Annotated in this window: 18 protein-coding genes; 7 read left to right on the forward strand and 11 right to left on the reverse strand. The window is 72.8% G+C overall.

The window, feature by feature from the left end:
• Positions 1-119: 119 nt before the first annotated feature.
• From chvE to xylA, 3 genes are all read right to left on the reverse strand, one after another.
• Positions 120-1,265, reverse strand: coding sequence for a multiple monosaccharide ABC transporter substrate-binding protein (gene chvE, locus ELR47_RS11390; protein ID WP_130650002.1), 1,146 nt, complete (start codon positions 1,263-1,265; stop codon positions 120-122).
• Between the two features lie 309 nt (positions 1,266-1,574).
• The gene (gene xylB / locus ELR47_RS11395; RefSeq protein WP_130650003.1) at positions 1,575-3,032 is read right to left on the reverse strand and encodes a xylulokinase; all 1,458 of its coding nucleotides are present in this window, start codon (positions 3,030-3,032) and stop codon (positions 1,575-1,577) included.
• A 38-nt stretch (positions 3,033-3,070) separates the two neighbouring features.
• Positions 3,071-4,258 (reverse strand): xylose isomerase, encoded by a 1,188-nt coding sequence (gene xylA / locus ELR47_RS11400; protein ID WP_130650004.1) that lies wholly within the window; start codon positions 4,256-4,258, stop codon positions 3,071-3,073.
• Positions 4,259-4,345: 87 nt separating this feature from the next.
• Here xylA and ELR47_RS11405 point away from each other — a divergent pair, with 87 nt between their 5' ends.
• Positions 4,346-5,611: an ROK family transcriptional regulator gene (locus ELR47_RS11405; protein ID WP_130650005.1), complete on the forward strand. Its 1,266-nt coding sequence runs from the start codon at positions 4,346-4,348 to the stop codon at positions 5,609-5,611.
• A gap of 41 nt (positions 5,612-5,652) precedes the next feature.
• Here ELR47_RS11405 and ELR47_RS11410 read toward each other — a convergent pair whose 3' ends face one another.
• The 3 genes from ELR47_RS11410 to ELR47_RS11420 all read right to left on the reverse strand — a co-directional run bounded on the left by ELR47_RS11410 (position 5,653) and on the right by ELR47_RS11420 (position 8,019).
• Positions 5,653-6,231, reverse strand: a complete 579-nt coding sequence (locus tag ELR47_RS11410; protein ID WP_130650006.1) for a DJ-1/PfpI family protein — start codon at positions 6,229-6,231, stop codon at positions 5,653-5,655.
• Positions 6,228-7,157 (reverse strand): alpha/beta fold hydrolase, encoded by a 930-nt coding sequence (locus ELR47_RS11415; protein WP_130650007.1) that lies wholly within the window; start codon positions 7,155-7,157, stop codon positions 6,228-6,230. The genes ELR47_RS11410 and ELR47_RS11415 overlap by 4 nt, the downstream gene beginning before the upstream one ends.
• 79 nt (positions 7,158-7,236) lie before the next feature.
• Positions 7,237-8,019 carry an IclR family transcriptional regulator gene (locus ELR47_RS11420; RefSeq protein ID WP_130650008.1) on the reverse strand — a complete coding sequence of 261 codons (783 nt, stop codon included), beginning with the start codon at positions 8,017-8,019 and terminating at the stop codon, positions 7,237-7,239.
• A 313-nt stretch (positions 8,020-8,332) separates the two neighbouring features.
• Between ELR47_RS11420 and aspA the strand changes: the two genes are divergently transcribed.
• The 5 genes from aspA to ELR47_RS11445 all read left to right on the forward strand — a co-directional run bounded on the left by aspA (position 8,333) and on the right by ELR47_RS11445 (position 13,309).
• Positions 8,333-9,787, forward strand: a complete 1,455-nt coding sequence (gene aspA, locus ELR47_RS11425) for an aspartate ammonia-lyase (protein WP_130650009.1) — start codon at positions 8,333-8,335, stop codon at positions 9,785-9,787.
• A 93-nt stretch (positions 9,788-9,880) separates the two neighbouring features.
• Positions 9,881-11,308 carry an anaerobic C4-dicarboxylate transporter gene (locus tag ELR47_RS18930; RefSeq protein WP_130650010.1) on the forward strand — a complete coding sequence of 476 codons (1,428 nt, stop codon included), beginning with the start codon at positions 9,881-9,883 and terminating at the stop codon, positions 11,306-11,308.
• A 212-nt stretch (positions 11,309-11,520) separates the two neighbouring features.
• Positions 11,521-12,042 (forward strand): low molecular weight protein-tyrosine-phosphatase, encoded by a 522-nt coding sequence (locus tag ELR47_RS11435; RefSeq protein ID WP_205745214.1) that lies wholly within the window; start codon positions 11,521-11,523, stop codon positions 12,040-12,042.
• 80 nt (positions 12,043-12,122) lie between these two features.
• Positions 12,123-12,719 (forward strand): GAF domain-containing protein, encoded by a 597-nt coding sequence (locus tag ELR47_RS11440; protein ID WP_130650012.1) that lies wholly within the window; start codon positions 12,123-12,125, stop codon positions 12,717-12,719.
• A 125-nt stretch (positions 12,720-12,844) separates the two neighbouring features.
• Positions 12,845-13,309, forward strand: coding sequence for a hypothetical protein (locus ELR47_RS11445; protein WP_130650013.1), 465 nt, complete (start codon positions 12,845-12,847; stop codon positions 13,307-13,309).
• A gap of 46 nt (positions 13,310-13,355) precedes the next feature.
• On the opposite strand, the gene ELR47_RS11450 is transcribed toward ELR47_RS11445, so the two are convergent.
• Positions 13,356-13,994, reverse strand: a complete 639-nt coding sequence (locus tag ELR47_RS11450) for a cation diffusion facilitator family transporter (protein ID WP_130650014.1) — start codon at positions 13,992-13,994, stop codon at positions 13,356-13,358.
• The gene (locus tag ELR47_RS11455) at positions 13,991-14,329 is read right to left on the reverse strand and encodes an ArsR/SmtB family transcription factor (RefSeq protein ID WP_130650015.1); all 339 of its coding nucleotides are present in this window, start codon (positions 14,327-14,329) and stop codon (positions 13,991-13,993) included. The genes ELR47_RS11450 and ELR47_RS11455 overlap by 4 nt, the downstream gene beginning before the upstream one ends.
• Before the next feature lie 143 nt (positions 14,330-14,472).
• Here ELR47_RS11455 and hutH point away from each other — a divergent pair, with 143 nt between their 5' ends.
• Positions 14,473-16,008 (forward strand): histidine ammonia-lyase, encoded by a 1,536-nt coding sequence (gene hutH / locus ELR47_RS11460; protein WP_130650016.1) that lies wholly within the window; start codon positions 14,473-14,475, stop codon positions 16,006-16,008.
• A 241-nt stretch (positions 16,009-16,249) separates the two neighbouring features.
• Here hutH and ELR47_RS11465 read toward each other — a convergent pair whose 3' ends face one another.
• From ELR47_RS11465 to ELR47_RS11475, 3 genes are read right to left on the reverse strand one after another with little or no spacing between them, the layout of a single operon-like run.
• Positions 16,250-17,755, reverse strand: coding sequence for a DUF4153 domain-containing protein (locus ELR47_RS11465; RefSeq protein WP_130650017.1), 1,506 nt, complete (start codon positions 17,753-17,755; stop codon positions 16,250-16,252).
• A complete protein-coding gene (locus tag ELR47_RS11470) occupies positions 17,752-18,798 on the reverse strand; it encodes a HAMP domain-containing sensor histidine kinase (RefSeq protein ID WP_130650018.1) in 1,047 nt (348 codons plus the stop codon). Before ELR47_RS11470 ends, ELR47_RS11465 begins: the two co-directional genes overlap by 4 nt.
• Positions 18,795-19,526, reverse strand: coding sequence for a response regulator transcription factor (locus ELR47_RS11475; RefSeq protein ID WP_130650019.1), 732 nt, complete (start codon positions 19,524-19,526; stop codon positions 18,795-18,797). The genes ELR47_RS11470 and ELR47_RS11475 overlap by 4 nt, the downstream gene beginning before the upstream one ends.
• Between the last annotated feature and the right edge of the window lie 20 nt (positions 19,527-19,546).

Here is a 19,546-nt window from a genome sequence, read left to right on the forward strand (position 1 = left end):
CGCCGCGGGGCTGCCACCGCGGGTGCCGCGGGGTGCCCGGGAGGATGCTGCAGTGGGCGGCCCGGCCGGGCCCCGCGACACTCGCGCGGGGTCCCGGCCGGGACGCGGGTGGTGCGCTCCTACAGGCCGAGCTGCTCGGCGGTGAAGAAGCCCGACTCGACCAGCGACGACTCGACGGTGTCCTTGGTGACCACCTGCGGGGGCAGCAGGTAGGACGGGACGACCTTGTTGCCGTTGTCGTAGGTCTCGGTGTCGTTGACCTCGACCTCCGCGCCCGTGACGATCTCGTCGACCATCTTGGCGACCTGGTCACCGAGGGTGCGGGTGTCCTTCCACACGGTCATCGACTGCTTGTCGGCCAGCATGTTCTTGACGTTGGCCTCGTCGGCGTCCTGACCGGTCAGGAGCGGCCAGTCCTCACCCGGGGTGTAGCCGGCGGCCTCGAGGGCCTGGGCGATGCCCAGCGCCAACGAGTCGTTGGGCGACAGGACGACGTCGACCTGCTTGTCGCCGTAGAACGAGTTGAGACGGTTGTCCATCTCGGACTGCGCGGTGGCCGACGCCCAACCCTGGACACCGATCGACTGCCAGTCGTCGTTGCTCGCCGGCGCCTTGCCCGAGGGGACCTCGAGCTGGCCCGACTCGACGTAGGGCAGCAGGACGTCCCAGGCACCCGAGAAGAAGAACTTGGCGTTGTTGTCGTCGGGCGACCCGGCGAACGGCTCGAGGTTGAACGGACCCTCGCCCTCGGCCAGGCCGAGCTGCTCCTCGATGTACTGCCCCTGGAGCTGGCCCACGAGGTAGTTGTCGAAGGTGGCGTAGTAGTCGACGGCCTCGGTCCCGTTGATCAGCCGGTCGTAGGCGACGACCTTGATGTCCTGCTCGGCGGCGCGCTCCAGCACGGGGGCCAGCGCGGTGCCGTCGATCGAGGCCACGACCAGGACGGCGGCGTCCTGGTTGATCATGTTCTCGAGCTGGGTGATCTGCTGCTCGACCTTGTTGTCGGCGTACTGCAGCGAGGTGCTGTAGCCGGCCTCCTGCAGCAGCGACTCGAGGTGGGCGCCGTCGTTGTTCCACCGCTCGAGCGAGCGGGTGGGCATGGCGATACCGATGAGCTCACCGTCGCCGTCCGTCGCCTGCTCGCCACCCTCGTCGGGGTTGGCGGCGGGCTCGGTGTCGGTGGTGCGCTCGCTGGAGCAGCCGACCAGGCTGCCGGCCAGCATCACGCCGGCCATGGCCGTCGTGATCAGGCGAAATCGCTTCATGGACGTGTTCTCTCCCGGGAGAATGGTGCGAGGGACGGGGCGGTGCACGTGCGGGCCTGCGCAGCGTCGCCGGCCGCCTCAGGACGGCGGAGCGACGCAGATCGTCGGCGTCGAGCGGTCGATCCGACGAACCCGGACCTCCAGGGGCCGGTGTCCGATCGACCGTAATTGTTCATGCGATGAATTTACCCGGACAGGGACTTCCTGCTCGCCACTCCGGGGACAAAATTCCCGAAATGCGCGCAAGTCCGTGTTCGCAGAGGCGAGAAGCGCGCGTTCGTGCGCGTTCATGCCCACGTTGCCGCGCGTTCAGCGGCGGCCCCAGGCCGTTGCGGTGAGCTCGCGCACCGCGGCATAGCGCTCGCGGACGAAGGCACCGTCCTCGTCGGCGGCGTGAGCGACCGGTGCGCCACGCGCGCCGCCCCAGTCGGGCGGCGTGTCACCGCCGGCGAGCACCCACGCGGCCTGCCGCGCGGCACCGTCGGCGACGTACTCCCCCGCCGGCGGGACCTCGACATCGACCCCGAACAACGCCGGGGCGATGCGCTGGAGGGCCTCGGAGCGGGCGCCACCACCGATCAGGTGCAGCCGTTCGACCTGCACGCCGTTGGCGCGCAACTCGTCGAGTCCGTCGGCGAGCCCGCACAGCAGGCCCTCCACGGCGGCGCGAGCGAGGTTCGCGGGCGTGAGGTTGTCGGGGCGCAACCCGTGCAGCGCTCCGGTGTCGTCGGGCCGGTTGGGGGTGCGCTCCCCCTCGAGGTAGGGCACCAGCACCAGTCCGTCCGCGCCGAGCGGAGCGGACAGCGCCAGCCGCGACAACTCGGCATGGTCGACGCCCAGCAACCGACAGGCCGCGTCGAGCACCCGCGAGGCGTTGAGGGTGCACACGAGCGGCAGGAAGTGTCCGGTCGCGTCGGCGAAGCCGGCGACCAGGCCGCTCGCATCCGAGGTCGGCGCAGTCGCGATCGCCGAGACCACGCCGGAGGTGCCGATCGACACGGCGACCTCACCGGGTCGCAGGCCCAGGCCCAGCGCTGCGGCGGCGTTGTCCCCGGCGCCCGGGCCGAGCGCCACGTCGGCGCCGAGCCCGGGCACGACTCCCGCCGCCCCGGTGCCGGCACGTTCGGCGGGCCCGACGACGCGCGGCAGCACGGCGTCGTGCCCGAGCCCGCGGGTGAGCAGGTCACGCCGGTAGTCGCCGGTGTGCGGCGACCAGTACCCGGTCCCCGATGCGTCGGAGCGGTCGGTGGTGAGCGACTCCAGGCTGCTGGCACCGGCCAGGCGCCAGGTCAGCCAGTCGTGTGGCAGGGCGACGGCGGCGACCCGGGCGGCGTGCTCGGGTTCGTGCTCCGCCAGCCATCGCAGCTTGGTGACGGTGAACGACGCCACCGGAACGATCCCGACGGCGTTGGCCCAGACGGCGGCTCCGGCCGACGCGTCACCCTCGCCGAGCTCGGCGATGAGTTCGAGCGCCGCGGCGGCCGAACGGGTGTCGTTCCACAACAGTGCGTCGCGGACCACCTCGCCGTCCTCGTCGAGGGCGACCATGCCGTGCTGTTGTCCGCCCACGGCGATGGCCTCGACGTCGTCGAGGCCGCCGGCGTCCTCGACGGCCGCGGTGAGCGCCTGCCACCAGTGGGCAGGCGCCACCTCCGTGCCGTCGGGGTGGGCAGCCCGCCCGCTCCGGACGAGCTCGCCGGTGTCGGCGTCCCGCAGGACGACCTTGCAGGACTGGGTGGAGGAGTCCACCCCTGCCACGAGTGCCATCGTCGTGTGCTTTCGTCTCGGCCCGGTGCGGTGTCGGGTCAGCTCGCGCCGAGCAGGTGGCGCATCGCGAGCTGGTTGAGGTGGACGAACGCCGACGAGCGCTTCGCCACCGCCTCGACGTCGAGCTCCTCGAAGGTGGAGCGGTCGCTCAGCAGGTCGGTCAGCGACTCGCCCTCACCCAGCGTCGGCTGCGCGAGCTCGGTGACCTTGGAGGCCTCGAGTGCCTCGATGACCTCCGGGTCCGCGCGGAACGCCTCGGCCCGCTCCTTGAGCAGCAGGTACATCTCCATGTTCGCGGCGGCGGAGGCCCACACGCCGTCGTAGCCCTCGGTGCGCGAGGGCTTGTAGTCGAAGTGGCGTGGCCCCTCGTAGCGCGGTCCCCCGCCCGGGAAGCCGTTCTCGAGCAGGTCGACGGTGAAGAAGGCGGAGATCAGGTCGCCGTGACCGAAGACGAGGTCCTGGTCGAACTTGATGCTGCGCTGACCGTTGAGGTCGACGTGGAACAACTTGCCTGCCCACAGCGCCTGCGCGATGCCGTGGGTGAAGTTCAGACCCGCCATCTGCTCGTGCCCGGTCTCCGGGTTCAGACCGACGATGTCGCCGTGCTCGAGCTCGGCGATGAACGCCAGCGCGTGTCCGACGGTGGGCAGCAGGATGTCGCCACGGGGCTCGTTGGGCTTGGGCTCGAGCGCGATGCGCAGCTCATAGCCCTGGTCCTTGATGTAGCCGGCGACGGTGTCGATGCCCTCGCGGTAGCGGTCGTAGGCCGCGTTGAGGTCCTTGGAGGCGTCGTACTCGCTGCCCTCGCGGCCACCCCACATCACGAAGGTCCGGGCACCGAGCTCGGCGGCGAGGTCGACGTTGCGCAGCACCTTGCGCAGCCCGTAGCGGCGCACGTCACGGTCGTTGGCCGTGAACGCGCCGTCCTTGAAGATCGGGTGCGAGAAGGTGTTGGTCGTGATCATCGGCACGACCAGGCCGGTGTCGTCCAGCGCGGCGCGGAACGTCGCGAGGATCGAGCTCCGGGTGTCGTCGTCCGAGCCGAAGGGCACGAGGTCGTCGTCGTGGAACGTGATCCCCCAGGCCCCGAGCTCGGCGAGCTTGTGCACGGCCTCGACGGGGTCGAGCGGCCCGCGCGACGCCGCGCCGAACTGGTCCTGCGCCTGCCAGCCGATGGTCCACAGACCGAACGAGAAGTGGTCGTCCCTGGTGGGAACCGGTGCCATTGCTTACCTCCCGAGCCCAGGCGTCCCCCGGGCGCTCGCCATTAGTTCATAACTTGAACTTATCACGCGGTCAGGTAAGGTCAAGCCATGTCGAACTCGACGGCGGCCGCGCCGCCACCCACCGGGGAGGGCACGCCGTCGCGTGTCGTTGGGCGTCGCCGTTCCACGGCCGTGCGCCAGGAGACGATGCGTCGTCACAACCTCAGCCTGGTGCTCAGGGAGGTCCTCGACTCCCCCGTCCCGGTCTCGCGCTCCGAGCTCGCCGCGGCGACCGGGCTGACCCGGGCGACGGTGTCGTCGCTGGTCGAGGTGCTCCTCGCCGCCGACCTGCTGGGCGAGCTCGCCCCGGTGACGCCCCAGGGGGCGGGACGGCCCGCGGTCCCGCTCGTGCCCGCCCGCGGCACGGTCGCGGCGATCGGCATGGTCCTCAACGTCGACTACCTCGGGGTCCGGGCGATGGACCTGTCCGGTGACGTGCTCGTCGACCACATCGAGCGGGACGACTTCCGCGGCAGCGACCCGGAGGCGGTGATGGGCCGCGCCGGGCAGATGCTCCAGCGGGTGGTGGACCACCTGCAGGGCAACACCCGGTTGGCCGGTGCGGGTCTGGCCCTGCCCGGCCTGGTGGCCAAGACCAGCCGGACCCTGCGCCTGGCGCCGAACCTCGGCTGGCGCGAGGTCGACCTCAACCGGTTCCTCGAGCAACCGCCCTTCGCCGGCCTGCGGGTGGCGGTGGGCAACGAGGCCAACCTCGCCGCGCGGGCGGAGATCCGTGCCCGGGGCGAGGACGCGCCCAACTTCGTCTACGTCAACGGTGAGGTCGGCGTCGGCGGCGCGATGGTGCAGGGTGGCGAGGTGTTCGTCGGACCACGCGGCGGCGCCGGCGAGATCGGCCACGTCTGCATCGAGCCCGACGGGCCGGCCTGCCACTGCGGCTCCACCGGCTGCCTGGAGCAGTACGCCGGCATGGACGCGATCCTCGACGCCGCAGGACTGCCCCGCGGCACCCCGCCGCACGCGCTTGCGGCCCGGGCACTGGCCGACGACACCCGCGTCCAGGCCGCCGTCGAGCGCGCCGGGTGGGCGCTGGGGATCGCGCTCGCGAACACGTTCAACATGGTCGCGGTGAACCGGGTCGTGCTGGCCGGCTCGTTCGCGGCCATCGCAGAACTGGTGCAACCGGCCACCGAGGCACAACTGCAACGCCGGGTGATGCTCTCGCCGTGGGTCCCACCCCGCATCGACGTGGCCGTGGCCGGCGAGAACGCGGCCATGACCGGCGCCGCCCTGGCCGCGTTCGACGACGTGGTCGCCGACCCCGCGGCCTGGGGCGCGGCCGCCACGCCCGCCTGAGCCCCGGCACACCGTCGCTCGCCCACCATCACCGCGTCGGCTCAGACGGGCGGCTGCGGGTCGTACTGGAGGTAGCGGCGGACCTCGCGGGCGCGGTCGGCGCCGGCGAACCGGGCGACCAGGTGCAGCGCGACGTCGATGCCCGCGGACACCCCGGCGGCCGTGACGACGTCACCGTCGTCGACGAACCGGTCGTCGGGGCGGACCCGGAGGTCGCGACCGAGCTCGCCGAGCCGATCGAGCGTTCCCCAGTGGGTGGTGGCCGGACGCCCGTCCAGCAGGCCGGCGTCGGCGTACACCAACGACCCGGTGCACACGCTGACCATGGTCGTGCCGGCGGCGTGCAGGTCCCGGACCCAGGAGCGGATCGCCTCGTCGCCCAGGTGGGCGCGGGTGCCGCGTCCCCCGGGATAGACCACCAGGTCGACCGGGCCGAGCTCCTCCCAACCGGTCTGCGCCACCACCTCGAGACCCTTGGCGCAGCGCACGACCCCCGCCTCACGGGCCACCGAGATCACCTCGACGGTGTCGTCGAACATCGCCCAGGTGGTGAACACCTCCCACGGGCCGACCCAGTCGAGTTCCTCGGCGTCGTCGAAGACGTGGACCGCGATCCTCATCGTTGATCGGCTCCCTCGCGGGCGTAGGCGCCGGGACCGGCCAGGTCCAGGATGGCCTGGGCGACCGCCAGGGGGGACTCCTCGTGGACGAAGTGACCGGCGTCGGGGATCGCGACGACCTCGGCCTCGAGGTCACGGGCCACCCCGGCGGCCAGCGGAAAGGGGGTGACCGGGTCCTGCTCTCCCCACACCACCGCGGCGGGTACCCGCAGGTGGTGGCGCTCGGGCGGGTCGGACAGCAGCCGGCTCCGCCGACGCAGGCGACGCAACGCCGCCTCGAGGGCGGCACGGCGGGCCAGCCCCCGGTAGTAGGGCAGCCACTCCCCCGGGCGGGCGGCGACACCCCGGGCGTAGGCATCGACCGCGTCGTCGGGGATCGCGCCCGGGTGACGGGCCGCGTGCCGGATGCCGGCCGCGACCAGGGGGCGCGGAGCCACCCGGAACGCGATCTCGGGCAGTACGGGCAGGTTGAGCAGCGGGATGTGCCAGGAACGACGCAGGTCGATCTCGTGCAGTGGTGCCGAGGCCACCACCAGGGCACGCACCAGGCCGGGATGGCGGAAGGCGGTCGCCACGGCGACCGGTCCGCCCCAGTCGTGTCCGACGAGTACGGCCTTGCGGGCGTGCAGGTTGCGGATCAGCCGGCTGATCTCGTCGGCGAGCGACTCGGGGTCGTAGCGGCTGCCGTGTGGCGCACGGGTACGCCCGAGGCCCTTGAGGTCGGGACAGGCGACGCGGTAGCCCGCGTCGGCCAGGATCGGCGCGACGTGCCGCCAGGCCGAGCCGTCCTCCGGCCAGCCGTGCAGGAGCACGATCAGCTCGTCGTCGCGTTCGGCACTGTCCTCGCCCGGTCCGAATCCCGGCGTGCCGAGCACCCGGACGAAGAAGCGCGTGTCACCGCCGAGCACGTACCCCTCGCGCCACATCGCCCGTCTCCTCCCCGGTCCGTCGCAGCCTACGGCGTCCCGGTCCGCGGACCGCGGCACGGGTGCGTTCGCCACGCGGTCACGGGGCGTCGCCGGGTGCGCTGCCACCGAGGCGCGAGGTGAGCGTGGCCGCCTGCGCCGACACGAGCGACGCCAGGGCGCGCCGCGAGGCGGCGTCGTGGCGCCGGTCGCGGAACGTGACGGCGAACGCCGCGACCGGGCGGGCGGCATGGTCGAACGCCGCGGCGGCCACCGAGGCGAACCCGTCGGTCACCTCACCGTCCTCCTCGGCCCAACCGCGGGCGCGGTCGGCCGTGAGCAGCCGACGCAGGGCCGCCAGCGAGCCCGGCCCCCGATCCGTGCGTCGCGACAGTGCCGCGCTGGTCGGGAACAGCGCGGTCAACTGCGCCCGCGGCAACCACGACAGCAGGGCCCGTCCCGACGCCGTCAGGTGCGCCGGGAGGCGGACGCCGACGTCGGTCACGAGCACGTCACCGACCGGCGAACGGTGCTCGAGCAAATACAGCGTCTCGCGACCGTCGAGCACGCCGAGGTGGCCGGTCTCCCCGGCCTGCTCGACCAACGTCGCCAGCAACGGCCGGGCGAGCCGTTCGAGCCCCGCGTGGCGCAGGTAGGCGGACCCGATCTCGAAGGCCGCGACCCCGAGTGCGTAGCGACGCTCCTCGGGCAGGCGGGTCACGAATCGTTCGCGTTCGAGCGCCGCCAACAGGTGGTAGGTGGTCGACCGCGGGAGTTCGAGTGCCCGGGTGATCGCCGACGCGGGGACCGGCCGTGGCTGTGAGGCGAGGTAGCGCAGCACGGCCAACGCCCGCGTCGCGCCCGGGACCTGGTCGCCACCCACCCCGGTCGTCCTCTGTCTCGATCGTCGCGCGCAACGCTACCCCGCTCGCGCCCCGCGACCGGCGCCACCACCGACGCCTCGGCGATTCGTGACGCTCACTGAGCCCCTGCTGAAGGTCCCATCCGGGCCGTCGACGGGTCCCGCAGACTCGGGACCTTCGCCGGCTCACGCTGTGTGGCAGCGCGCGTACGGTCGGTCGTGTCGGCAACGCGCTCCGCCGACGTCCCGGCGCCCGACGCGCCGCTCCTCTCGCCGGTGGACCTCGACACGCGCCGCGGGCCGCCGACGCCACCTCTCGTCAACGAGTCCTGCCATGGAACACCGCATCGAGGAGGACCTGCTCGGTCCCCGCAAGGTTCCCGCCGACGCCTACTACGGCGTCCACACGCTGAGGGCGATCGAGAACTTCACGATCAGCACGACGACCATCAACGACCTGCCGCAGTTCATCCGCGCCATGGTCGAGGTCAAGAAGGCGTCCGCACTCGCCAACCGCGACCTGCGGGTGCTGCCGCACGACATCGCCAACGCGATCATCGCGGCCTGCAACCGGATCCTCGACGAGGGCCGCTGCATGGACCAGTTCCCGGTCGACGTCTTCCAGGGCGGCGCCGGCACCTCGGTGAACATGAACACCAACGAGGTGGTGGCCAATCTCGCACTCGAGCTGCTCGGCTACGCCAAGGGGCGCTACGACGTCATCCACCCCAACGACCACGTCAACAAGTCGCAGTCGACCAACGACGCCTACCCGACCGGCTTCCGCATCGCCGTGCACCGGCGGGTGCAGATCCTCGTCGCCGCGATCAGCGAGCTCGCCGACGCCTTCGAGGCCAAGGGCGAGGAGTTCGACGGCATCCTCAAGATGGGGCGGACCCAGCTCCAGGACGCGGTGCCGATGACGCTCGGTCAGGAGTTCCGTGGCTTCGCCACCACCTTGCGCGAGGAGATCCGGACGCTGCGTCGCGTGTCGTTGCTGCTGCTCGAGGTCAACCTCGGCGCGACCGCGATCGGGACCGGCCTGAACACGCCCGACGGCTACGCCCGGGTCGCGGCCAACCGCCTCGCCGAGGTGACTGGCCTGCCGATCGTCTCGTCGGTCGACCTCGTCGAGGCCACCTCCGACAACGGTGCCTACGTCGCGGTCCACGCCGCCGCCAAGCGGGCCGCGGTGAAGCTGTCCAAGATCTGCAACGACCTGCGGCTGCTCTCGTCCGGTCCACGCGCCGGGCTCAACGAGATCAACCTGCCCGAGCTGCAGGCGGGTTCCTCGATCATGCCGGCGAAGGTCAACCCGGTCGTCCCCGAGGTGGTCAACCAGGTCTGCTTCAAGGTCGTCGGCAACGACGTGACCATCACCATGGCGGCCGAGGCCGGCCAGTTGCAGCTCAACGTGATGGAGCCCGGCCTGGCGCAGTCGATGTTCGAGTCGTTCAAGCTGCTGACCAACGCCTGCCACAACCTCCGCGAACGCTGCGTGATCGGCATCACCGCCAACCCCGAGGTGTGCGAGGCCCACGTCCTGCACTCGATCGGGATCGTCACCTATCTCAACGAGGTGATCGGCCACCACAACGGCGACCTGGTCGGTGCCGCCTGCGCCCGCACCGGCAGGAGCGTGCGCGAGGTCGTGCTCGAGATGGGACTGCTCGACGAGGCCGACCTCGACCGACTGCTCTCCCCGGAGAACCTGCTGCGGCCGCGCTACCCGGGCCGCCGCTACGAGGAGGGCGAGCGCGGTCTGCCGAGCGAGCCCGTCCTGGTCTGACCCGACGCTCGACCCGCGTCCGCGCGGGCCCATCGACCCCCTGCTCCACCCCCGACGACCGCGGTGAACGGCCGCGGAGAAACCTGAACGGCCATGTTGGCTCTCGAACTGCTCATCGTGCTGGGCGCCATCTTCATCGGCGCAAGGCTCGGCTCCATCGGCATCGGTCTCGCCGGCGGTATCGGCGTGCTGCTGCTCGGCCTGATCGGCGTGCCGGTCGACCAGGCGGCGATCCCCTTCGACGTCATCTTCATCATCATGGCCGTCATCGCGGCCATCTCCGCCATGCAGGTGGCGGGCGGCATGGACTACCTGGTCGGTGTGGCCGACCGGTTCCTGCGCAAGCACCCCAAGCAGATCACCCTGTGGGCCCCGATCGTCACCTACTTCATGACCCTGTTCGCGGGCACCGGTCACACCGCCTTCTCGACCCTGCCCGTCATCGTCGAGGTCGCCAAGGAGAACGACATCCGGCCGTCCAAGCCGCTGTCGATCGCGGTGGTCGCGTCACAGATGGCCATCACGGCCTCGCCGATCTCCGCCGCCGTGGTCTTCTTCGCCAGCATCCTCGAGCCGCAGGGCGTCGACTACGTGCAACTGCTGGCCATCGCGGTCCCCTCGACCCTGCTTGCCGTCGTGCTGACCTCGTTCCTCGCCAACATGCTGGGCAAGCCGCTGGCCAAGGACCCCGTCTACCAGGAGCGCCTCGCCAAGGGCCTGGTCAAGGCCACCACCTCGCAGCAGACCGCGGCCGGGTCCCGCAGCCTGGTCGGTGCCGGTGTGGGTACCGGTGGTGTCGCCGGCGGTGACGCCGGTCTGGGCGACGACCTGCCGGCCGTGCCCGACAGCCCCGCCGCCCTCGACCGTCTCCCGGGTGCCAACGTCGGCCGGACCTCGGTCCTGCTGTTCCTGGCCGGCATCGTCGCCGTGGTCGCCTACGCGACCTCGATCAGCGAGACCGTCGGGCTGATCACCGAGCCGACACTGCCGCGCAACGAGGCGATCATCACGATCATGCTGACCGTCGGCGCGGTCATCGCCTTCCTGGCCAAGTTCGACCCCGCCAAGATCCTCAAGTCGCAGGTGTTCCAGTCCGGCATGAGTGCCACCGTCTGCATCCTCGGTGTCGCCTGGCTCGGGACCACGTTCGTCAACGCCCGCATGGACCAGATCCAGGCCCTCGCCGGTGACGTGCTCTCGACCCGTCCGTGGACGCTCGCGGTCGTGCTGCTCTTCGCCTCGGCACTGTTGTACTCGCAGGCCGCGACGACCAAGGCCCTGATGCCGGCGGCCCTCGCGCTCGGTGTGGGCCCCCTGGGTGCCATCGCCGCCTTCCCGGCCGTGTCGGCGCTGTTCATCCTGCCGACCTACCCGACGCTGCTGGCGGCGGTCGAAATGGACGACACCGGCTCGACCCGCATCGGCAAGTTCGTCTTCAACCACCCGTTCCTCCTTCCGGGCCTGGTCAACATCGCCCTGGCCGTGACGTTCGGGTTCCTGATCGGCTCCGTCGTCCTCTGACCCCGCGTCCGCGGTTGCGCCCGGCGCGCCACGGCACGCCGGGGCACCCCGGACACGCCGGGCACGGCACCCCCGATCGGTTCGCCCGACCGGGGGTGCCGGCTCGGTGGGCGCGCATGTCGCGTTCCACCACGGTGTCCCCGCCCCGGCGGCGGGACACTGCCGCCCGACGAGCCCCTACCGTTGCCGTCGACACGACCCAGGAGCCACCCGTGACCGAGCCGTCCGCCGCTGCCGGCCACCGCCCGCTGGTCCTCACCGTCTGCCTCGGCAACATCTGTCGCTCCCCGACCGCCGAGGCGGCGATCCGCGAGGTGGCCGCCGAACGCGGTGTGGACGTCGAGGTGCGCTCGGCAGGGACCGGGGACTGGCACGTGGGAGCCCCGCCCGACGAGCGCATGACCGCCGCGGCTGCCGCCGTGGATCTCGTGCTCGACGGGGCGGCCGAGCAGGTCACCGCCCAGCACCTCGCCGACGCCGACCTGGTCGTGGCGATGGACCGCACCAACCTCGGTGACCTCGAACGCCTGGCCGAGCGTTGCGGTGCGGACACGCCGATCCGGCTGCTGCGTGCCTACGACCCGGACAGCGTCGCGTCCGGCGAGCTCGAGGTCCCCGATCCGTACTACGGCGGGCCGCAGGGCTTCGAACACGTCGTGTCGCTGTGCCGGGCGGCGGCGGTCGGCGTCGTCGACCACCTCACGGGCGAGCGCGACGACCCCGGGCCACGCTGACTCGCGCGTCCGCACACGACCACCACCCGCGCACCCCGATCCGGGACGCGGTCACGCTCCCCTCCCCCGACGGAGCCGAGATGTCCGACGACGGTCCGCCCGCCACCGATGCTCCGGCACTGGCGGCCTACGGCCGTGCCCTTCGGCTGCTCGGGGAACTCCTCGACGGCCCCCCACCGGTCGAGCAGATGCTCCACGACCTGCTGGCGGTCGCACTGGCGGCGACGCCGGGACTGGCCGCCGCGACGGTCACGATGATCAGCGAGGAGGGCGACCTGGTGACGGCGGCGACCACCGACGACGCCGCCCGTACGGTCGACCAACTCGAGTACGAACTCGAGCAGGGTCCGTGCGTCACCGCGCTGCGCACGGGCGAGGAGCAACTGGTCGACGACGTGCACACCGATCCGCGGTGGCCGGACTTCAACCGGCGGGCGGCCGAGCTCGGTTTCGCCACGGTGGGCGGGTTGCCGCTGATCGCCAACGGCGAGACCCTGGGGGCACTCAACGTGTTCGGTGCGCATCCCAGCGACCTCGACGAGGCCGTGCTGGCGACCCTGCGCCGCCTGCTCCCCCCGCTCGCCACGTCCCTGGCCCGGGCCCGGGCCCACCGCCGCTACCAGCGGTTGCTGGGCGAGGTCGTCCCGACGCACGGAGCGCCGTCCGCCGGCGAGTGAGCCGGCCGTCGGCCCGCGCCTGCTGCCGGCGAGCGCACGCAGAGCGGCTGCGTCGATGGGACCTGTGCCCCTGTCGGTGGCGACACGCGCGAGGCATCGTGGAAGACCGAGCGGAAGGTGCCACGATGTCCGGTCTCCTCGACGTCCCCCGCCGCACGCCGGCGCGATCGACGCCGACCCGCCGGCCGCCCACCGAGCGGGCGCTGCTGGTGCTCGAGGTGCTGCTCGCGCTGGCTGCGTCTGCCGGGGCCGTCGGCCTGGTCGGCGGCGGACTGTCGCTCGGCGGGGCGACGGCGCGGCTGCCGTTCGGCTCCACCGTGCTCGCCGGAATCGCGTTGGCGCTCGTCAACGGGGTGCTGCCCACGGTCGTGGTCGTCGGCACGCTGCGCCGCCGGGCGTGGGCCCGCGACGCCCACCTCGCCGTCGGTCTCGCGCTGATCGGCTGGATCCTGGTGCAGGTCGGCTACCTCGGCTGGCCGCCACACTGGCTGCAGTGGACCTACCTCGGCTGGGGCGTCGCCATCACGGTGCTGGCCTACCGCAACGCGCTTGTGCGACGGTCCCGGTGGCGCCACCCCGACCACCGCTGACCCGGCGGGACCTGGCGGGACCTACTGCCACGGCCGGGTGGTCACGTCAGCCGCAGCAGGTGTCCTCGAGACCCTCGGCGCGCCAGGTCCCCACGGCCTCGCGAGTAGCGAAGCCGGCCAGCGCCAGCGCCGCCACGGGGTCGGCCCACCACCAGCCGAGCGTCGCGTTGAGCCCGAGCCCGACGAGCAGCACCGCCGACAACCACGCGCACAGCTCCGTCTGACGCGACTCGGACACGACGGCCTGGGAGCCGAGCACCGGCCCGAGCTGCTTCTTCGCCCGCGCCAGCAGCGGCATCACCACCACCGACACCGCGGCCAACGCCATGCCGACCACGCTGACGTCGGGTGCCTGCCGGTCGAGCAGTTGGCCGACCGCCTCGAACGCGACGTAGGCGGCCAGGACCGCGAAGCAGGCCGCGATGAGCTTGGTGGCGCGCCGGTCGTAGCGGTCCATGCAGCCGCCGCGGCGTTCCTGCGCGAGCCGCCACGCCAGCACCAGCGAGGTCGAGACCTCCACCGCCGAGTCGAGGCCGAAGGCGATCAGGCCGATCGACCCCGCCACGACGCCCGCGCCGATGGCGACGACGCCCTCGACGACGTTCCAACCGATGGTGAGGTGGTTGTAGCGCCTGACCCGCCGCAGCGCCTCCGCCCGGCTCGGTGTCGTGACGGGCGTGGTCATCGCGATCGCTCTGCTGAGCGACGCCCCGCGTCCAGCGACAGCATCAGCTCGGCCAGGTCGCGCAGGGCCCGACCGAGCCGGGCGTCGACGAGTTCGTAACGCATCCGACGGCCCTCGGGTTCGACGACCACCAGGCCGCAGTCCCGCAGACACGCGAGATGGTTCGAGACCTTCTGGCGCGACTCGCCGAGCTCGACCGCGAGCTCGGCCGGGTAGCCGGGTCCGCGAGCCAGTGCCACCAACAGCCGGCGACGGGTGTCGTCGGCCAGGGCGCTGCCCAGGCGGGTCAGCCCGTCGAGGTCGATCACGGCACAGGTGTCGGTGTTGGCGTCCATGCCGGAGAACGATACAGCATTCTCTGTCGGGTACATCTCATCCTGTACCGACACGCCCACGCCGCGGACACTGGTCTCGGATGCCAGACACCCAGGCCACATAGCGGAGCGCAGGGTGTGGCCTGGCGTGCTCGGATGCACCCATGGAGATCCTCGCCCTCGGTGCCCGCCCGCTGCGCCTCGACGACGTCGTGGCCGTCGCCCGCGGCACGGCGACCGTCACGCTGGACGACGACGCGCTGACGCGCCTGCACGACGCCCGCGCCCACGTGGAGCACCTCGCCCACCAGGACACGCCCGTGTACGGGGTGTCGACCGGCTTCGGGGCGCTCGCGACCCGCCACATCCCGCCCGAGCAGCGCGCCCAGCTGCAGCGCTCGCTGGTGCGCTCGCACGCGGCCGGCTCCGGACCGGCGGTCGAGCGCGAGGTCGTGCGCGCCATGATGCTGCTGCGCCTGAAGACGCTCGCGTCCGGCCACACCGGCGTGCGGCCCGAGGTCGCCGCCACGCTCGCCGACCTGCTCTCCGCGGGCATCACCCCGGTCGTGCACGAGTACGGCTCCCTGGGCTGCTCGGGCGACCTGGCCCCGCTGGCCGCGGTCGCCCTGGCGTTGATGGGCGAGGGCGAGGTGGAGGGCCCCGGCGGCCGCATGCCGGCGGCCGAGGCGCTGCGCGCCACCGGGATCGCTCCGGTCGAGCTGGCCGAGAAGGAGGGGCTCGCGCTCATCAACGGCACCGACGGCATGCTCGGCATGCTGGCGCTCACGATCGCGGACCTGACCGGTCTGCTGCGGGTCGCCGACGTCGCGGCCGCGATGAGCGTCGAGGCACTGCTCGGCACCGACCGGGTGTTCGCCGCCGACCTGCAGGCGCTGCGCCCACATCCCGGCCAGGCCGCCAGCGCCTCGAACCTGCGCCGACTCCTCGACGGCTCGGCGATCATGGCCAGCCACCGCACGCCCGACTGCACCCGGGTGCAGGACGCCTACTCGCTGCGGTGCGCACCCCAGGTCGCCGGCGCCGCCCGGGACACCCTCGACCACGCCCGGCTGGTCGCCGAGCGCGAGCTGGCGTCGTCGATCGACAATCCGGTGCTCACCGGCGACGGGCGGGTCGAGTCCAACGGCAACTTCCACGGCGCCCCGGTCGCCTACGTGCTGGACTTCCTCGCCATCCCGACCGCCGACGTCGCCTCGATGTCCGAGCGGCGCACCGACCGGTTCCTCGATGTCGCCCGCAACGCCGGTCTGCCGCCGTTCCTCGCCGACGACCCCGGCGTGGACTCGGGCCACATGATCGCCCAGTACACCGCGGCAGGCGTCGTCGCCGAGCTCAAACGGCTGGCCGTGCCCGCCTCGGTGGACTCCATCCCGTCCTCGGCGATGCAGGAGGACCACGTCTCGATGGGCTGGTCGGCGGGCCGCAAGCTGCGCCGCGCCGTCGACGGTCTGGCGCGGGTGTTGGCGGTCGAGGTGCTCACGGCCGCCCGGGCGCTGGACCTGCGGGCCCCCCTCGCGCCGTCGCCGGCGACCGCCGCGGCGCGCGACCTGCTGCGCCTCACCGTTCCCGGACCCGGCCCCGACCGCCACCTCGCCCCGGAGCTCGAGGCCACCGCCGTCGCGATCCGCTCCGGCGCACTGCTGGCGGCGGTCGAGGCCGTCACCGGCCCGCTGGACTGAGGAGGGCCGTCCCCCTCCCCGTCGGGCTGTCCCACCCTCCCCGAGCGTCGTCGCGCGCATCCGTCGGCGGCGCGCACATGGACGTGGCCGACGGTGGGCGCGCCGGTCGCCAGGGTGGCGAGCAGGCCTCGCTTGATCCGGTACGGCATGTTCGGTGTCCTCCTCGAGTCCGGACCCCGGCACGGTCGAGGAGCGTGGCTCGGGTTGCGCCGCTCCGGGTGGCTTCCCCGTCAGCGCCGCGTCATCGATGCCGGTGGAGCTCGGAGGCCGGGCACTCGGGTGACGCTGCCGCCGCGATCCCGAGATGCGGCCACGCCCGATCGCGGGCGAGATTCCAGGCCTGCCAGGTCCGGTCGACGCCGTCCAACCGCCAGGCGAGACGTTGTACGGCGCAGTCGCGGACGTCGTCGGGCAGCCGCAGCATCTCGGGTACGGCGTCCGCGCTCAGCGAGCCGAGGTGGTCGAGGTCCAGGCGGCCCTCCTCGAGGTAGCGGTCGACGTTCCAGCGGGCGATCAGCGCGTCGGGCTGGAGGTAGCCGATCCCGACGACCGCGACCGCGGTCGTGAGGGCGACGGTCCGCGGCAGCCGTCGCGCGCGACCGGCCGCGCCGGCTGCCAGGACCAGGGCGAACACGCCGGCGAGCCACCAGATCGCGAACCGGGCTGCGAAGCGCAGACGGGTGGAACCGAACGCGTCCTCGTAGAGCGCCAGCCGGTGGTGCGCCGAGACCAGCACGACCAGCGTCAGCAGACACAGCGCCGCCAGCAGTACCTGCCGGAGCCGTGCCTCACGTCCCACCGATGCGGCGGCGTAGCGGCCGGCGGCGGCGAGCACCGCCAGGGTCAGGGCGGCGACGACGACCAGCTGGCCGAACCCGCCGCGGGCGTACTCCGCGTAGGTCAGCCCGGCCGTGGCGAGCACCCGCTCGTGGCCGCCGAACAGCACGCCGAACTGCAGCGCGACGAAGGCGGCGAACAGCGTGACCAACGCCCCCAGCGGCAACATCCACTCGACCCCGTGCAGCCGGCGGGCCGGGGACGGCAGCGGGCGGTCGTCGTGCGCCCGGTGGCGCAGCCGGACCAGCGTGGCCGCACCGGCGGCGACGACGACGAGCACGCCGAGTCGGACCGGGAGGACGCCGAGGTCGAGGTCCGGGAGCAGGTAGCGCTCGACGAGGGCGCCGAACACGCGGTCGGCCGACGCGAACAACGCCCCGAAGCCGGCCAGCAGGACGACCGTGAGCAACGTCGCTCGCACGACCGGGTGGCGCCGGGCGTCGGTGGAGAACGCCTGCCCTGGCGCGGTGAGCACCGTTGCGGTCGTCGTGAGCCCGACCGGCACGACCCGCAGGCTGGGTCGGACGAGCCCCAGCCAGCTCCCACCGCCCGACAGCCCCACGACGGCCGCTGCGACGGCGACGAGCAGCGCCGGTGCGACGTACCAACCCGCGTCGGACACGACGGGCAGTCCGGCCGCGAGGGCAGCGAGCGCCAGCATGACGTGGCGCCACGCGCCGGCCCACGTCGCCCGGGGCCGGGTGGCGAGAACGGCCGCAGCCACGGTCAGCCAGGTCAGCCCGAGGCCGAGGCCCGGATCGTGGTCGACGAGCACCGCCGCGGCGACGAGACCGGCCCCGACCGCGGCGGCGAGCTGACGCGCGGTCAGCTCCGGGTCCGCCGGTCGGCCTGCCGGACCGAGTTCCGGGTCGTCCGGTGTGGCGGGCAGGGACACCTCGGGGACGCTCATCGGGACTCCACGGGTCGGGCCGGTCGGGGGGAGGAGAGGGGATCGTCGGGCAGACGGACTTCCATGCGGCAGCCGTCGAGGTGGTCGGTGTCGACGCGGATGCGACCGCCGTGCAGGGCGACGATCCAGCGCGTGATCGCGAGCCCCAGACCGGTCCCGCCGTCCGGCATCGCCGAGGAGGCGGGGCTGCGCGAGAAGCGCTCGAAGACGTGCTCGGCGTCGCCGGCCGCGATGCCGGGTCCGCGATCGGTGACGGTCAGCAGCACCTCGCCGTCGTCCAGCCGCGCGGCCACCTCGACGTCACTGCCGGGCGGCGCGTGGGTGCGGGCGTTGACGAGCAGGTTCACCAGGACCTGGACCAGCCGTCGTTCGTCGCCGGCCAGCACCAGCTCGGGGGGATCCACGGCGATGGCCACGTCGGCGGCGCCGGGCGGCCCGGCGGTGGCCGTGACCAGTTCGACGGCCTCGTCGACGAGGTCGCGGACGCGATGGGTGCGGACGTCGAGGTCGACCACGCCGGACTCGAGCCGCGACAGGTCGAGCAGCGCCTCGACCAGCGCCTGCAGTCGTTCGGTCTGGCGCACCAGGCGCTGCAGCGTCGCGGGATCGGCGTCCTCGACGCCGTCGGCGAGGTTCTCCAGGCCGGCGCGCAGGGCCGCGACGGGGGTGCGCAGCTCGTGCGAGACGTTGGCGACCAGGTCGCGGCGCAGCCGGTCGGTCTGCGCGATCTCCTCGGCCATCGCGTTGAAGGCGCGGGCCAGGTCACCGACCTCGTCGTGCGAGGTGGCGACCACCGGGTCGTGCCGCTCCCCCGCCGCGAGCTGGGCGACGGCGCGCGACATCTGGCGCAGCGGAAAGGTCATGCCGTGTGCCAGCACCTGCACCATGGCGAGCGCCGCAGCGACCGCGATGACCGCCACCACCGGTGTCGGCCAGCCGGCCCGGCGTCCGAGCTCGGTGACGGCCACGGTGACCAGCACCGCGGCGACGATCACGAGCCCGAGCTTGAGCTTGAGCGAACCGACGCGGTCCAGCGGCCTCACGACGGCTCCGCCAGCGCGTAGCCGACGCCGTGGGCCGTCCGGATCCGATCGGCCCCCAGCTTGCGACGCAGCGAGGCGACGTGCGAGTCGACGGTGCGGGTCGCCGCGCCGTCGCGGTAGCCCCACACGTCGGCCAGCAGCTGCTCCCGGGTCCGCACGAGGCCCGGTCGTTCGGCGAGGCGGTGGAGCAGGTCGAACTCGGTCGCCGTCAACTCGACCGCCCGGTCGGCGAGCACGACCTGCCGGCGGGCCGGGTCGACAACGAGGTCGCCGACGACGAGCGGGGGTGGGATGGTCGGTGACACCGAGCCGTGCAGCGCCGCGGCCCGCTCGACGCGGCGCAGCAGCGCGGCGACCCGGGCGGCCAGCTCGCGCATGCTGAACGGCTTGGTGAGGTAGTCGTCGGCCCCGACCCCGAGCCCGACGAGGACGTCGGTCTCGTCGTCGCGGGCGGTCAGCATGAGCACCGGAACGGGGCGTTCACGTTGGATGCGCCGGCACACCTCGTGGCCGTCGATCCCGGGCAGCATGACGTCGAGCACGACCAGGTCGGGACGGACGCGCTCACAGAGGGCCACGCCGGCGAGGCCGTCGTAGGACACCTCGACACGGTGACCCTCGGCCTGCAGACGCTTCGCGACCGAGGTCGCGATCATGACCTCGTCCTCGACGACCACGATGGTGGCGGCGGTGGCGGGGGTGGCGGGGGTGGCGGGGGTGGCGTTCATGACCGGGACTCTACGAACCG

This window comes from Egicoccus halophilus (assembly GCF_004300825.1).
GTDB lineage: Bacteria > Actinomycetota > Nitriliruptoria > Nitriliruptorales > Nitriliruptoraceae > Egicoccus > Egicoccus halophilus.

Coding starts and splice junctions, on each gene's coding strand:
- ELR47_RS18930 (WP_130650010.1), top strand. CDS start 9,881: ATGTTGGCTCTCGAACTGCTCATCGTGCTGGGCGCCATCTTCATCGGC.
- ELR47_RS11440 (WP_130650012.1), top strand. CDS start 12,123: ATGTCCGACGACGGTCCGCCCGCCACCGATGCTCCGGCACTGGCGGCC.
- xylB (WP_130650003.1), bottom strand. CDS start 3,032: ATGGCACTCGTGGCAGGGGTGGACTCCTCCACCCAGTCCTGCAAGGTC.
- ELR47_RS11475 (WP_130650019.1), bottom strand. CDS start 19,526: ATGAACGCCACCCCCGCCACCCCCGCCACCCCCGCCACCGCCGCCACC.
- ELR47_RS11445 (WP_130650013.1), top strand. CDS start 12,845: ATGTCCGGTCTCCTCGACGTCCCCCGCCGCACGCCGGCGCGATCGACG.
- hutH (WP_130650016.1), top strand. CDS start 14,473: ATGGAGATCCTCGCCCTCGGTGCCCGCCCGCTGCGCCTCGACGACGTC.
- ELR47_RS11455 (WP_130650015.1), bottom strand. CDS start 14,329: ATGGACGCCAACACCGACACCTGTGCCGTGATCGACCTCGACGGGCTG.
- ELR47_RS11450 (WP_130650014.1), bottom strand. CDS start 13,994: ATGACCACGCCCGTCACGACACCGAGCCGGGCGGAGGCGCTGCGGCGG.
- aspA (WP_130650009.1), top strand. CDS start 8,333: ATGGAACACCGCATCGAGGAGGACCTGCTCGGTCCCCGCAAGGTTCCC.
- chvE (WP_130650002.1), bottom strand. CDS start 1,265: ATGAAGCGATTTCGCCTGATCACGACGGCCATGGCCGGCGTGATGCTG.
- ELR47_RS11405 (WP_130650005.1), top strand. CDS start 4,346: ATGTCGAACTCGACGGCGGCCGCGCCGCCACCCACCGGGGAGGGCACG.
- xylA (WP_130650004.1), bottom strand. CDS start 4,258: ATGGCACCGGTTCCCACCAGGGACGACCACTTCTCGTTCGGTCTGTGG.
- ELR47_RS11415 (WP_130650007.1), bottom strand. CDS start 7,157: ATGTGGCGCGAGGGGTACGTGCTCGGCGGTGACACGCGCTTCTTCGTC.
- ELR47_RS11465 (WP_130650017.1), bottom strand. CDS start 17,755: ATGAGCGTCCCCGAGGTGTCCCTGCCCGCCACACCGGACGACCCGGAA.
- ELR47_RS11410 (WP_130650006.1), bottom strand. CDS start 6,231: ATGAGGATCGCGGTCCACGTCTTCGACGACGCCGAGGAACTCGACTGG.